This is a genomic window from Enterobacter cloacae complex sp. S1 (genome assembly GCF_014930525.1).
GTDB classification, from domain to species: domain Bacteria; phylum Pseudomonadota; class Gammaproteobacteria; order Enterobacterales; family Enterobacteriaceae; genus Enterobacter; species Enterobacter hormaechei_C.
Genome location: NZ_JADBRE010000011.1, coordinates 29383 through 43608 on the forward strand (window position 1 = coordinate 29383; position 14226 = coordinate 43608).

Annotated in this window: 14 protein-coding genes; 13 read left to right on the forward strand and 1 reads right to left on the reverse strand. The window is 55.0% G+C overall.

What is annotated here, in order from left to right; translation table 11 throughout:
* Positions 1 to 9: 9 nt before the first annotated feature.
* The 13 genes from rpmF to ptsG all read left to right on the forward strand — a co-directional run bounded on the left by rpmF (position 10) and on the right by ptsG (position 11800).
* A complete protein-coding gene (rpmF, locus tag IM290_RS09535; RefSeq protein WP_003857964.1) occupies positions 10 to 183 on the forward strand; it encodes a 50S ribosomal protein L32 in 174 nt (57 codons plus the stop codon).
* Between the two features lie 81 nt (positions 184 to 264).
* Positions 265 to 1299, forward strand: coding sequence for a phosphate acyltransferase PlsX (gene plsX, locus IM290_RS09540; protein WP_017693638.1), 1035 nt, complete (start codon positions 265 to 267; stop codon positions 1297 to 1299).
* 6 nt (positions 1300 to 1305) lie between these two features.
* The gene (locus IM290_RS09545) at positions 1306 to 2259 is read left to right on the forward strand and encodes a beta-ketoacyl-ACP synthase III (RefSeq protein WP_017384725.1); all 954 of its coding nucleotides are present in this window, start codon (positions 1306 to 1308) and stop codon (positions 2257 to 2259) included.
* Between the two features lie 15 nt (positions 2260 to 2274).
* Complete coding sequence (gene fabD, locus IM290_RS09550; protein WP_077579783.1) at positions 2275 to 3204, forward strand: ACP S-malonyltransferase; 930 nt, start codon at positions 2275 to 2277, stop codon at positions 3202 to 3204.
* 12 nt (positions 3205 to 3216) lie between these two features.
* Positions 3217 to 3951, forward strand: a complete 735-nt coding sequence (fabG, locus tag IM290_RS09555; RefSeq protein ID WP_193041531.1) for a 3-oxoacyl-ACP reductase FabG — start codon at positions 3217 to 3219, stop codon at positions 3949 to 3951.
* Between the two features lie 154 nt (positions 3952 to 4105).
* Positions 4106 to 4342, forward strand: coding sequence for an acyl carrier protein (gene acpP, locus IM290_RS09560; protein ID WP_003857954.1), 237 nt, complete (start codon positions 4106 to 4108; stop codon positions 4340 to 4342).
* A 92-nt stretch (positions 4343 to 4434) separates the two neighbouring features.
* Positions 4435 to 5676, forward strand: a complete 1242-nt coding sequence (gene fabF / locus IM290_RS09565) for a beta-ketoacyl-ACP synthase II (RefSeq protein ID WP_032104090.1) — start codon at positions 4435 to 4437, stop codon at positions 5674 to 5676.
* 121 nt (positions 5677 to 5797) lie between these two features.
* The gene (gene pabC / locus IM290_RS09570; RefSeq protein ID WP_193041532.1) at positions 5798 to 6607 is read left to right on the forward strand and encodes an aminodeoxychorismate lyase; all 810 of its coding nucleotides are present in this window, start codon (positions 5798 to 5800) and stop codon (positions 6605 to 6607) included.
* Positions 6608 to 6609: 2 nt separating this feature from the next.
* Positions 6610 to 7632 (forward strand): cell division protein YceG, encoded by a 1023-nt coding sequence (gene yceG, locus IM290_RS09575; protein ID WP_193041533.1) that lies wholly within the window; start codon positions 6610 to 6612, stop codon positions 7630 to 7632.
* Entirely contained in the window at positions 7622 to 8263 is a 642-nt protein-coding gene (gene tmk / locus IM290_RS09580; RefSeq protein ID WP_015570821.1) for a dTMP kinase, read from the forward strand. The genes yceG and tmk overlap by 11 nt, the downstream gene beginning before the upstream one ends.
* Positions 8260 to 9264, forward strand: a complete 1005-nt coding sequence (holB, locus tag IM290_RS09585) for a DNA polymerase III subunit delta' (RefSeq protein ID WP_193041534.1) — start codon at positions 8260 to 8262, stop codon at positions 9262 to 9264. The genes tmk and holB overlap by 4 nt, the downstream gene beginning before the upstream one ends.
* A gap of 10 nt (positions 9265 to 9274) precedes the next feature.
* Positions 9275 to 10069 (forward strand): metal-dependent hydrolase, encoded by a 795-nt coding sequence (locus tag IM290_RS09590; protein WP_193041535.1) that lies wholly within the window; start codon positions 9275 to 9277, stop codon positions 10067 to 10069.
* Between the two features lie 297 nt (positions 10070 to 10366).
* Positions 10367 to 11800: a PTS glucose transporter subunit IIBC gene (gene ptsG / locus IM290_RS09595; RefSeq protein WP_003857942.1), complete on the forward strand. Its 1434-nt coding sequence runs from the start codon at positions 10367 to 10369 to the stop codon at positions 11798 to 11800.
* Positions 11801 to 11941: 141 nt separating this feature from the next.
* On the opposite strand, the gene fhuE is transcribed toward ptsG, so the two are convergent.
* Positions 11942 to 14131 carry a ferric-rhodotorulic acid/ferric-coprogen receptor FhuE gene (fhuE, locus tag IM290_RS09600; protein WP_032670937.1) on the reverse strand — a complete coding sequence of 730 codons (2190 nt, stop codon included), beginning with the start codon at positions 14129 to 14131 and terminating at the stop codon, positions 11942 to 11944.
* Positions 14132 to 14226: the final 95 nt, after the last annotated feature.

The following is a 14226-nucleotide window of genomic DNA, read 5'->3' on the forward strand; positions in this document are numbered from 1 at the left end:
GTAAGGTCCATGGCCGTACAACAGAATAAACCAACCCGTTCCAAACGTGGCATGCGTCGTTCCCATGACGCGCTGACCGCAGTTACCAGCCTGTCTGTAGACAAGACTTCTGGTGAGAAACACCTGCGTCACCACATCACCGCTGACGGTTTCTACCGCGGCCGCAAGGTTATCACTAAGTAATCACGCGTCAGCGTGATTAGGCTTAGTGAGGAACTTCCCCGTGCAAACGGGGAGTTTACCGAACCAGGCTGCGACGATACCTTGACACGTCTAACCCTGGCGTTAGATGTCATGGGGGGAGATTTTGGCCCTACCGTGACAGTGCCTGCAGCATTGCAGGCACTGAATTCTAATTCGCAACTCACACTTCTTTTAGTCGGTAATCCCGACACAATCACGCCATTACTTGCAAAAGCTGACTTTGAACAACGTTCGCGTCTGCAGATTATTCCTGCGCAGTCAGTTATTGCCAGTGATGCCCGGCCATCGCAGGCTATTCGTAATAGCCGCGGCAGCTCTATGCGAATGGCGCTGGAGCTGGTGAAAGAAGGGCGAGCGCAGGCTTGCGTCAGCGCGGGAAATACTGGCGCGCTGATGGGGCTGTCGAAATTATTGCTCAAGCCGATTGAGGGCATTGAGCGTCCGGCGCTGGTGACGGTATTACCGCATCAGCAGAAGGGCAAAACGGTGGTGCTGGATCTGGGCGCTAACGTGGATTGTGATAGTACAATGCTGGCTCAGTTTGCCGTTATGGGGTCGGTGCTGGCTGAAGACGTGGTCGGGATTAACAATCCCCGCGTTGCTTTACTGAATATTGGTGAAGAAGAGACTAAAGGCCTGGACAGTATCCGCGACGCTGCGGAAATACTCAAACAGGTCCCCTCCATCAACTATATTGGTTATCTCGAAGCCAATGAGTTGCTGACGGGCAAAACGGATGTATTAGTGTGTGATGGCTTCACCGGAAACGTGACGTTGAAGACCATGGAAGGGGTCGTACGAATGTTCCTTTCTCTGCTGAAATCGCAGGGAGAAGGTAAAAAAAGGTCCTGGTGGCTGATTTTATTAAAGCGTTGGTTACAAAAAAGCCTGACGCGGCGATTCAGTCACCTCAACCCCGACCAGTATAATGGCGCCTGTCTGTTAGGATTGCGCGGCATCGTGATTAAGAGTCATGGCGCCGCCAATCAGCGAGCATTTACCGTCGCGATTGAACAGGCAGTGCAGGCGGTGCAGCGACAAGTCCCTCAGAGGATTGCCGCTCGCCTGGGATCTGTATTAGCTAAAAGTGACTGAGCGTACATGTATACGAAGATTTTAGGTACCGGCAGCTACCTGCCAAAACAAGTGCGTACCAACGCCGATCTTGAAAAAATGGTAGATACGTCTGACGAGTGGATTGTCACGCGCACAGGTATCCGTGAACGTCGTATCGCCGCGCCAGACGAAACTGTGTCCACCATGGGCTACGAAGCCGCTCAGCGAGCGCTTGAGATGGCTGGCATTGATAAAGAACAGATCGGGCTTATTGTGGTGGCGACAACCTCTGCCACGCATGCCTTCCCAAGCGCAGCGTGCCAGGTGCAGAACATGCTCGGCATCAAAGGCTGCCCGGCATTTGATGTTGCAGCAGCGTGCGCGGGTTTCACCTATGCGCTGAGCATCGCCGATCAGTATGTAAAATCGGGCGCCGTAAAATATGCGCTGGTGATCGGCGCTGATGTGCTGGCGCGTACCTGCGATCCAACCGATCGCGGCACGATCATTATTTTTGGCGATGGCGCGGGCGCGGTGCTGCTGGGGCAGTCCGAAGAGCCGGGCATCATCTCCACGCACCTGCATGCCGATGGCCGCTACGGCGAGCTGTTAACGCTGCCTAACGCCGATCGCGTTAATCCTGATAACTCCATTTATCTCACCATGGCAGGTAATGAAGTATTCAAGGTAGCGGTGACTGAGCTTGCGCATATTGTCGATGAGACGCTGGAAGCCAATAACCTTGAACGCACCGCACTCGACTGGCTGGTGCCGCATCAGGCGAACCTGCGTATCATCAGCGCGACGGCGAAGAAGCTGGGCATGTCTATGGATAACGTTGTGGTGACGCTTGATCGCCACGGCAACACCTCTGCGGCATCGGTACCGTGCGCATTTGACGAAGCGGTACGCGATGGACGAATTAAACGGGGCCAACTGGTCTTGCTTGAAGCCTTTGGTGGCGGGTTCACCTGGGGTTCCGCGCTGGTTCGTTTCTAGGATAAGGATTAAAAAATGACGCAATTTGCTTTTGTGTTCCCGGGACAGGGCTCGCAAACTGTTGGGATGTTGTCTGAAATGGCAGCAAACTATCCGGTTATTGAAGAGACTTTCCGTGAAGCCTCTGACGCGCTGGGTTATGATCTGTGGGCGCTGACCCAACAGGGCCCCGCTGAAGAGCTGAACAAAACCTGGCAGACTCAACCGGCACTGCTGGCAGCCTCCGTCGCATTGTGGCGCGTATGGCAGCAGCAGGGCGGCAAAGCGCCGACGCTGATGGCGGGTCATAGCCTGGGTGAATACTCTGCGCTGGTCTGCGCAGGGGTGATTGCCTTCGCTGACGCGGTACGCCTGGTTGAATTGCGTGGTAAATTCATGCAGGAAGCGGTGCCAGAGGGCACGGGCGGCATGTCTGCCATCATCGGTCTGGATGATGCGTCTATCGCTAAAGCCTGTGAAGAATCTGCTGAAGGTCAGGTCGTTTCTCCGGTAAACTTTAACTCGCCAGGCCAGGTGGTTATCGCGGGTCATAAAGAAGCGGTTGAGCGTGCAGGTGCTGCCTGTAAAGCTGCGGGCGCAAAACGTGCACTGCCCCTGCCGGTGAGCGTACCGTCTCACTGCGCGCTGATGAAGCCCGCTGCCGATAAGCTGGCGGTTGAGCTGGAAAAAATGACCTTTAACGCACCGACGATTTCCGTTGTGAATAACGTCGATGTGCAGTGCGAAACCACGCCGGAGGCTATCCGTAACGCGCTGGTTCGCCAGCTCTACAGCCCGGTTCAGTGGACTAAAACCGTTGAATTTATGGCGTCTCAGGGCGTTGAACATCTGTATGAAGTTGGTCCAGGTAAGGTACTTACCGGTCTGACAAAACGTATTGTAGACACCCTGACTGCCTCGGCGATTAACGAGCCGGAAGCCATGAAAGCGGCACTCTCGCAATAAAAGAGGAATACCATGAGTTTTGAAGGAAAAATTGCCCTGGTGACCGGCGCAAGCCGCGGTATTGGGCGCGCTATTGCTGAAACACTGGTTGCGCGCGGCGCGACGGTGATCGGGACTGCGACCAGTGAGAATGGCGCACAGGCCATCAGCGACTATCTGGGTGCGAACGGTAAAGGTCTGGTACTGAATGTGACTGAACCAGCATCTATCGAATCTGTTCTGGAAAATATTCGCGCAGAGTTTGGCGAAGTGGATATTCTGGTCAATAATGCCGGGATCACTCGCGACAACCTGCTGATGCGAATGAAAGACGACGAGTGGAACGATATTATCGAAACCAACCTGTCATCTGTATTCCGTCTGTCAAAAGCGGTAATGCGCGCTATGATGAAAAAGCGTCATGGTCGTATTATCACTATAGGTTCTGTGGTTGGTACCATGGGAAATGCTGGTCAGGCTAACTACGCTGCGGCGAAAGCAGGTCTGATCGGTTTCAGTAAGTCGCTGGCGCGTGAAGTCGCGTCCCGCGGAATTACTGTAAACGTTGTTGCTCCGGGCTTTATTGAAACGGACATGACGCGTGCGCTGACTGATGAGCAGCGTGCGGGTACGCTGGCGGCAGTTCCTGCGGGTCGTCTTGGCGACCCTAAAGAAATCGCCAGCGCGGTTGCATTTTTAGCCTCTGACGAAGCGGGTTACATCACTGGTGAAACCCTCCACGTCAACGGCGGGATGTACATGGTTTAATCACGATCGAAAATATTTGCGTTATTTGGGCAAATGGCCTCAAAATAACGTAAAATCGTGGTAAGACCTGCCGGGATTTAGTTGCAAATTTTTCAACATTTTATACACTACGAAAACCATCGCGAAAGCGAGTTTTGATAGGAAATTTAAGAGTATGAGCACTATCGAAGAACGCGTTAAGAAAATTATCGGCGAACAGCTGGGCGTTAAGCAGGAAGAAGTTGTGAACTCCGCTTCCTTTGTTGAAGACCTGGGCGCAGATTCTCTTGACACCGTTGAGCTGGTAATGGCTCTGGAAGAAGAGTTTGATACTGAGATTCCGGACGAAGAAGCTGAGAAAATCACCACCGTTCAGGCTGCCATTGATTACATCAACGGTCACCAGGCGTAAGTGAACATCTCCAGGCGGTCATTCGACCGCCTGAGTTTTATCTTTTGTTGTCCCACGAATCTTCTTTTTTTATCCCTCCCTGGAGGACAAGCGTGTCTAAGCGTCGTGTAGTTGTGACCGGACTTGGCATGTTGTCTCCTGTCGGCAATACCGTAGAGTCCACCTGGAAAGCTCTCCTTGCCGGTCAGAGCGGCATCAGCCTAATCGACCATTTCGATACTAGCGCCTATGCAACGAAATTTGCTGGCTTAGTAAAGGATTTTAACTGTGAAGAGATCATCTCGCGCAAAGAACAGCGCAAGATGGATGCCTTCATTCAATATGGAATTGTCGCTGGCGTTCAGGCCATGCAGGATTCTGGCCTTGAGATTACGGAAGAGAACGCGACCCGTATCGGCGCCGCTATCGGCTCCGGGATTGGCGGTCTTGGTCTGATTGAAGAAAACCATACATCTCTGATGAATGGCGGCCCGCGTAAAATCAGCCCGTTCTTCGTTCCGTCTACGATTGTCAACATGGTGGCAGGTCACCTGACCATTATGTTCGGCCTGCGTGGCCCAAGCATCTCAATCGCGACAGCCTGTACGTCTGGCGTGCATAACATCGGCCAGGCCGCGCGTATCATTGCGTACGGCGATGCAGATGCTATGGTTGCGGGCGGCGCTGAAAAAGCCAGTACCCCGCTGGGCGTCGGTGGCTTCGGTGCAGCGCGTGCGCTCTCTACCCGAAACGATAATCCGCAGGCGGCGAGCCGTCCGTGGGATAAAGACCGTGACGGTTTCGTGCTGGGTGACGGTGCAGGCATGATCGTACTGGAAGAGTACGAACACGCGAAAAAACGTGGCGCGAAAATTTATGCTGAAGTTGTTGGCTTTGGCATGAGCAGCGATGCTTATCACATGACGTCTCCTCCAGAGAACGGCGCAGGCGCTGCGCTGGCGATGGAAAACGCCATCCGCGATGCGGGCATTACGCCGGCACAGATTGGCTACGTTAACGCCCATGGGACGTCTACCCCTGCGGGCGATAAAGCAGAAGCGCAGGCTGTTAAGTCTATCTTCGGCGAATCTGCCGGCCGCGTAATGGTAAGCTCCACGAAATCCATGACCGGTCACCTGCTGGGTGCTGCGGGGGCGGTAGAGTCGATCTACTCAATTCTCGCGCTGCGCGATCAGGCTGTACCGCCAACCATCAACCTGGATAATCCGGATGAAGGTTGCGATCTGGACTTCGTTCCTCACGAAGCACGCCAGGTTAGCGGTATGGAGTATACCCTGTGTAACTCCTTCGGCTTCGGTGGGACTAACGGCTCTCTGATCTTCAAAAAGGTCTGAGTCTGGTTGGTCGCTGACGATAAAAAAAGGTCCGCTTGCCGGGCCTTTTTTATTAGGCGAAATCCCCTTGTCCGGCTGTCCACATCCTGCCAGACTGAGCCTCCACGCATAAGGAGCCACCATGTTTTTAATTAATGGCCTTGAGCAAGACACGCTGCCGGCAAGCGACAGGGCGACCCAGTTTGGCGATGGCTGTTTCACGACTGCGCGTATTCTCAACGGTGGCGTGTGCCTGCTCGGGGCCCATATCCTTCGTTTACAAAAAGCCTGCGAAGCATTACTGATCCCCTTCTCGCAGTGGGACATTCTTGAAAGTGAAATGCGTCGGCTGGCGTCAGATAAAGCAAGCGGCGTCCTGAAAGTCATTATTAGCCGCGGGAGCGGTGGCCGGGGCTATAGCGGTTCTGCCTGTCTGCATCCTACGCGGATCCTTTCCGTTTCAGATTATCCTTCCCATTATGCGCACTGGCGTGAAGAGGGCGTAGCCCTGGCGTTAAGTCCGGTACGTCTGGGGCGAAACCCGATGCTCGCTGGCATAAAACATCTCAACCGCCTTGAACAGGTGCTTATTCGTACTCAACTTGAGCAGACGGAGGCCGGGGAGGCGCTGGTTCTTGACAGCGAAGGGTACATTACGGAATGCTGTGCGGCTAATTTACTCTGGCGGAAGGGCAGTGATGTGTTCACGCCTTCACTGGAGCAGGCCGGCGTCAACGGCATTATGCGGCAGTTTTGTCTGCACCAGCTGGCACGCGCAGGCTTTCGCGTTGTCGAAGTCAACGCTAAGGAAGAGGCGCTGCTGGCTGCCGATGAAGTCGTAATCTGCAATGCGCTGATGCCCGTTGTCCCCGTTCGCGCTTATGGCCGCAAATGCTGGTCATCCCGCGAGCTGTTCCAGTTTCTGGCCCCGTTATGTGAGCAAACCAGGTAGTCATGAAGAAAATGTTACGCTTTGTCCTCCTTCTTATCGTTGCGTTCGGTATCGCTGGCGGAGCGGGAGTGTGGAAAGTCCGTCAGCTGGCGGAGAGTCAGATCCTGATTAAAGACGAGACGATTTTTACCCTGAAAGCGGGTACCGGGCGGCAGGCGCTTGGTCAGCAGCTGTATAACGACAAAATTATCAATCGCCCACGCGTATTCCAGTGGCTGCTGCGTATTGAACCGGACCTGTCCCATTTCAAGGCCGGTACCTATCGCTTTACCCCTGGCATGACCGTGCGCGAGATGCTGCAACTGCTGGAGAGTGGTAAAGAAGCCCAGTTCCCGCTGCGTTTTGTGGAAGGTATGCGTCTGAGCGATTACCTCAGGCAGCTGCGGGACGCGCCATACATTAAGCATACGCTGAAAGATGACCGCTACCAGACCGTGGCAGACGCCTTAAAATTCGAACATCCCGAGTGGGTGGAAGGCTGGTTCTGGCCCGATACGTGGATGTATACGGCAGGCACTACCGATGTGGCCATTCTGAAGCGCGCGCACAACAAAATGGTCGCGGCGGTAGACGCTGCCTGGAAAGGGCGAGCAGAGGGCCTGCCTTATAAAGATCAAAACCAGTTCATGACGATGGCCTCGATCATCGAGAAAGAGACGGCCGTGGCTGCCGAACGTGACCAGGTTGCCTCGGTGTTTATTAACCGTCTGCGCATCGGCATGCGTTTGCAAACCGATCCTACCGTCATCTACGGCATGGGCGAAAACTACAACGGCAGGATTTCCAGAAAAGATCTGGAGACGCCAACGGCGTATAATACCTACGTGATTAGCGGCCTGCCGCCTGGACCGATTGCGACGCCGAGTGAAGCTTCGTTGAAGGCCGCCGCGCACCCGGCCAAAACGCCGTATCTCTATTTTGTGGCTGACGGAAAAGGGGGGCATACGTTTAATACCAACCTGGCCAGCCACAATCGCTCCGTTCAGGACTATCTGAAGGCACTTAAGGAAAAAAATGCGCAGTAAATACATTGTCATTGAGGGACTCGAAGGGGCGGGCAAAACAACTGCCCGTAACGTGGTGGTGGATACGCTTACGTCGCTTGGCGTCGCCGACATGGTCTTTACCCGCGAGCCGGGCGGTACGCAGCTGGCGGAAAAACTGCGCAGTCTGGTTCTGGATATCAAATCCGTTGGCGATGAAGTTATTACCGACAAAGCGGAAGTGCTGATGTTCTATGCTGCGCGCGTTCAGCTGGTGGAGACGGTGATCAAACCCGCTCTGGCAGAAGGGAAATGGGTGATTGGCGATCGCCACGATCTCTCAACCCAGGCGTATCAGGGCGGGGGCCGGGGTATCGATCAGGCCATGCTGGCTACGCTTCGCGACGCGGTTCTGGGCGATTTCCGTCCTGACCTGACGCTGTATCTGGACGTAACTCCTGAGGTGGGCCTGAAGCGCGCCCGTGCCCGCGGCGAACTGGACCGCATTGAGCAGGAGTCTTTTGATTTCTTTAACCGCACCCGTGCGCGTTATCTGGAACTGGCCGGGCAGGACAAGACCATTCGTACCATCGATGCGACGCAATCCCTTGAAGACGTTACGCGTGATATTCAGCAGACCGTTACGCAGTGGCTACAGGAGCAGCAGGCATGAAATGGTATCCATGGTTGCGCCCACACTTTGAACAGCTGATCGGCAGCTATCAGGTTGGTCGGGGGCATCATGCGTTACTGATCCAGGCGCTGCCGGGAATGGGTGATGATGCGTTGATTTACGCCATCACCCGCTTTCTGATGTGCCAACAGCCGGAAGGACATAAAAGCTGCGGTAAATGCCGGGGTTGCCAGCTTATGCAGGCGGGCACGCATCCTGACTATTACACCCTCGAACCCGAGAAGGGCAAAAATACGCTCGGTATCGACGCGGTGCGTGAGGTCAGTGAGAAACTGTACGAATATGCGCGTCTGGGGGGGGCGAAAGTGGTGTGGCTGAAAGACGCCGCGCTGCTCACGGAAGCCGCAGCCAACGCCCTGTTAAAAACCCTGGAAGAGCCGCCAGAGAATACCTGGTTTTTCCTCTCCTGCCGCGAGCCGGAACGCTTGCTGGCGACGCTGCGCAGTCGCTGCCGTCTTCACCACCTCGCTGTCCCTCAGGAATCCTGGGCGCTCGCCTGGCTTGAGCGAGAAGTGACGGTGTCACCAGATGCGGCGCGTTCGGCGTTGCGCCTGTGCAGCGGTGCGCCTGCGGCTGCGCTGGCCTTATTGCAGCCGGAGGTGTGGTCCCAGCGTGAAACGCTATGTCGTGCGGTTGAATCAGCCCTCGACAGCCATGACTGGCTGAGCGTGCTGCCAGCGCTGAACAGCGATCAGGCACCGGAACGGCTGCACTGGCTGGCCGCGCTGCTGCTGGATGCGCTCAAAATCCAGCAGGGGGCGACGCTTCTGACTAACCCTGACGTGTGGGCGCTGGTCACCACGCTGGCGAATCGCCTGTCAGGGCAGTCGCTGCACGCTATCCTTCATGATATCTGCCAGAGTCGTGAACAACTTTTGACGGTAACCGGTCTCAATCGCGAGCTTTTACTGACCGACCAGTTACTGCGTATCGAACACTACCTGCAATCAGGCGTCATACCGCCGGTTTCCCACCTCTGAGAGAGACATTATGTTTTTAGTCGACTCACACTGCCATCTCGATGGCCTGGATTATCAGACCCTGCATAAAAATGTGGACGACGTGCTGGCGAAAGCCGCCGCGCGCGATGTGAAATTTTGCCTGGCCGTGGCGACCACGTTGCCGGGTTACCGCGCCATGCGTGAACTGGTAGGCAAGCGCGATAATGTCGTCTTCTCCTGCGGCGTGCATCCGCTGAATCAGGATGAAGCGTACGACGTTGAGGATTTACGCCGTCTTGCCGCAGAAGAGGGCGTAGTGGCGATGGGCGAGACCGGTCTCGACTATTTCTACACCCCGGAAACGAAACCTCGCCAGCAGGAATCCTTCCGCAACCACATCCGTATTGGCCGTGAACTGAATAAGCCGGTTATCGTTCATACCCGCGATGCGCGCGCCGACACGCTGGCGATCCTGCGGGAAGAAAAGGTGACGGATTGCGGTGGCGTACTACACTGTTTCACTGAAGACAGAGAAACGGCGGGTAAGCTGCTTGATTTAGGTTTTTATATCTCGTTCTCGGGGATTGTAACGTTCCGGAATGCTGAGCAACTGCGTGATGCGGCGCGATATGTTCCGCTGGATCGTATTCTGGTGGAAACCGATTCCCCGTACCTGGCACCGGTGCCTCATCGCGGCAAAGAAAATCAGCCAGCGATGACCCGGGATGTCGCTGAGTATATGGCCGTTCTGAAAGGTGTCAGTATTGAAGAGCTGGCTCGCGTGACAACGGAAAACTTCGCCAGTCTGTTCCATATCGACCCCGCCCGCCTGCAATCTGTCTGATACGCCTGTTATTTTTAGGCTCGTAATTAATAAGTAAAACGAGTAAAGTTCACCGCCTCATTTGGGGCGGTGATGGCGTTTTTAGACACATCCAGACATGCTTTATGTAAATATCTGCAAGTTTTTTGGCCGTCTTGAACTGAAACGTGATAGCCGTCAAACAAACTCAGAGGGAATTATTTTACTCTGTGTAATAAATAAAGGGCGCTTAGATGTCCTGTCCACGGCGCGGTACTCCCCCCGGGCCAATGCGTGAAAACGTAAAAAAAGCACAAATACTCAGGAGCACTCTCAATTATGTTTAAGAATGCATTTGCTAACCTGCAAAAGGTCGGTAAATCGCTGATGCTGCCAGTATCCGTACTGCCTATCGCAGGTATCCTGCTGGGTGTCGGTTCTGCAAACTTCAGCTGGCTGCCAGCCGTAGTTTCCCACGTGATGGCCGAAGCAGGCGGTTCTGTTTTTGCTAACATGCCGCTGATCTTCGCTATCGGTGTTGCTCTGGGCTTCACCAATAACGACGGTGTATCCGCGCTGGCGTCCGTTGTTGCTTACGGCATCATGGTGAAAACCATGGCTGTGGTTGCGCCGCTGGTACTGCATTTACCTGCTGAAGAGATTGCCGCTAAGCATCTGGCGGACACCGGTGTTCTCGGTGGTATCATCTCCGGTGCGATTGCAGCGTATATGTTTAACCGCTTCTATCGCATCAAGCTGCCTGAGTATCTGGGCTTCTTCGCGGGTAAACGTTTTGTGCCGATCATTTCTGGTCTGGCCGCGATTTTCACCGGTGTGGTTCTGTCTTTCATCTGGCCACCAATCGGTACAGCAATCCAGACCTTCTCTCAGTGGGCGGCTTACCAGAACCCGGTTGTGGCGTTCGGTATCTACGGCTTCATTGAGCGCTGCCTGGTACCATTTGGTCTGCACCACATCTGGAACGTTCCATTCCAGATGCAGATTGGTGAATACACCAACGCAGCAGGCCAGGTGTTCCACGGCGACATCCCACGCTACATGGCGGGTGACCCAACGGCAGGTAAACTGTCTGGTGGCTTCCTGTTCAAAATGTACGGTCTGCCGGCCGCCGCAATTGCGATCTGGCACTCTGCTAAACCAGAGAACCGTGCAAAAGTGGGCGGTATCATGATCTCCGCAGCGCTGACCTCGTTCCTGACCGGTATCACCGAGCCGATCGAGTTCTCCTTCATGTTCGTTGCGCCGATCCTGTACATCATCCACGCGGTACTGGCAGGTCTGGCATTCCCAATCTGTATCCTGCTGGGTATGCGTGACGGTACGTCCTTCTCTCACGGTCTGATCGACTTCATCGTTCTGTCCGGTAACAGCAGCAAGCTGTGGCTGTTCCCAATTGTGGGTGCGGGCTACGCAGTGGTGTACTACACCGTCTTCCGCGTGCTGATCAAAGCACTGGACCTGAAAACGCCGGGTCGTGAAGATGCAACGGAAGACAGCAAAGCCGGTGCGACCAGCGAAATGGCGCCTGCTCTGGTAGCTGCCTTCGGTGGTAAAGAGAACATCACTAACCTGGACGCGTGTATCACTCGTCTGCGTGTGAGTGTTGCCGACGTTGCGAAAGTAGACCAGCCGGGTCTGAAAAAACTGGGCGCAGCGGGCGTCGTTGTTGCAGGTTCTGGTGTTCAGGCAATCTTCGGTACGAAATCCGATAACCTGAAAACCGAAATGGATGAGTACATCCGCAACAACTAAGCTGTGACCTGGGGAGACTAAGGCAGCCGAATGGCTGCCTTTTTTATTACTGCGGTTTGTGGTGCCGGGTAGTGGCGGCGTCTTACCCGGCCTACGTGATGGGTAGGCCCGGTAAGCGCAGCGCCACCGGGCTTCTGTCATTCAGAAATCGTAGCTCGCGCTCACCGAGACGTTCAGCGGCGCGCCATAAACCGCATACGATCCGACGTAATCGTAATACTCTTTGTCGAACAGGTTGTTGACGTTAGCCTGCACCGCAAAATCTTTGGTGACCTGATAACGGCTGAACAGGTTCACCAGCCCATAGCTGCCTTGCTCCGCGCGGGAACGTCCTGCCGGGCCGCCTTCCACGTCCGTCCACACTTTGTTCTGCCAGTTTACGCCACCGCCCACGGTCAGTTCCGGCAGCATTGGCAACTGATAGCGGGTGAAGAGCTTCATGGTTGTGCGCGGCTGATCGGAGCTGACGGCGTTGCCATTCTTATCTTCTGCGATGTAACGCGTCGCGCCGAAGGTCAGCTGCCAGTTATCGGTCAGGGCACCGTTGAGCTCGAACTCGACCCCTTTGCTGACCACCCCGTCCAGCGATTCATAGATCGACTCACCGCTCGGCATGTAGGTATAGGTGTTGCTGGCGACGTTATCCTGCTCAATGCGGAAAATCGCCAGCGAGGTGGTGAGGCGGGTATTAAACCAGTCCGCCTTCACCCCGGCTTCGTAGCTTTTACCCGTGGTAGGGTCAAGATAACGTCCGCTGGCATCGCGCTTATCCTGCGGCTGGAAGATAGAGGTATAGCTGACGTAGGTCGACCAGTCCTCATTGATGTCATACACCAGGCCGGCGTACGGCGTGACATCATCTTTGGTGCTTTCCAGACGGGTATTCGGCGATCCTGCCGGGTTATAACGAATGTTATATTGGGTGTAGCGCGCGCCCAGGATCAGGTGCAGCGGATCGGCCAGCGAGAAACGAGCCGACGAATAGGCTGAAGACTGGCGAATATCATCCTTGCTGTAGAGTTTCCACGGCGTCCACTGGGGATCGGCGATGTTCCCGTTCCAGTTCTTAAAGTTGCCGACATCAACCATGCCGTATACCGCATCCGGCATGGAGTTGTCGTAATGGTTACGCTGACGGCTGAAGCTGCCGCCGAACATCATTTCGTGCTGACGGCCAAAGAGATCGAAGCCGCCGCGCAGGAAGGCGTCAACCGCATCCTGTTTACGTTCCCCACGGTTCCAGCCGCCGTAACCCACCAGGCCCGCACCGGTCTCTTTATCCGGATAGCCGGACATATACATCAGTTTGGAGTCGAAGTTGGTTTCAGCGTGCATACCGTTGATGTGCGCTTCCCAGCCATTATCGAAACGCTGAGTCAGGTTAGCGAAGATGCGGGTGCTGTCTTTATCTGAATAAGCCCAGTCAGGTGCGACAGTCTGGCTGCGATTGTAGTGGGTCTTACTTCCGTCGCTGTACCAGGTCGGCAGCCCGCCCCAGGTTGGGTCGGCGGTATGGCTTTCCTGATACTCATACCCTACCGAGAGGGTGGTGCTGTCGGTGACATCCGCGTCCATCACACCGTAGAGGAATTTCTTCCGGTAGTGGTAGTTATCCACGAAGCTGTCGTTGTCCTGATAACCGGTAATCAGACGGCCCCGTACCTTACCTGACTCTACCAGCGGCGCCTGGAGATCCAGCACGTAGCGCTGCTTGTCCCAGCTGCCGTAGCTGGCGGAGACGTTACCTTTAAATTCCGGGCTGTCCGCGTGCTTACGCACCATATTAACGTACGCCGCCGGGTTGCCGGTGCCGGACATCAGGCCGGTGGCGCCGCGAACCACTTCGATGCGGTCATAAATCGCGGTATCCGCGGCGGTATCACCAAAGTTCCACACTTCACTGATGGAGGTTGGCAGGTCGTCATAGGCGTAGTTGCTGACGAAAAAGCCGCGTGAGTAAAACACGGTACGGTCGCTGTCCTGCACCTGGGCCGTAATGCCCGTGGTATTCGTCAGCACCTGTCCGATGGATTGCAGATTCTGGTCAGCCATACGTTGCTGGCTGATAACGCTGACGGACTGTGGGATGTCGCGGGGAACCAGCAACAGTTTGGTGCCGGTGGTGGTGGTTTTTACGCTGTAATCCTGATCCTGGCTGGCAGAAAGATCCTGTGTGTTGTCAAAACCCCCGTCTACGACGACGGTATCTTCGGTGGTTGAAGCAGCGAAAGCGGCGGTTGGCGTCAATGCCATAGCAATGCAGGCGGCCAGCAACGAAGGTGTTGCGGCAGGCTGATGTTGCCCATCCCTGGTGTGATTAATGAAAGACATCATCAAACCCTTAGTGAATGGTGAAGGTAATTCGCGACAGTCCCGCTAGCACGGGCTGACGTCGTTTTCTATGTTAAAAATGCGCATGAAAATGC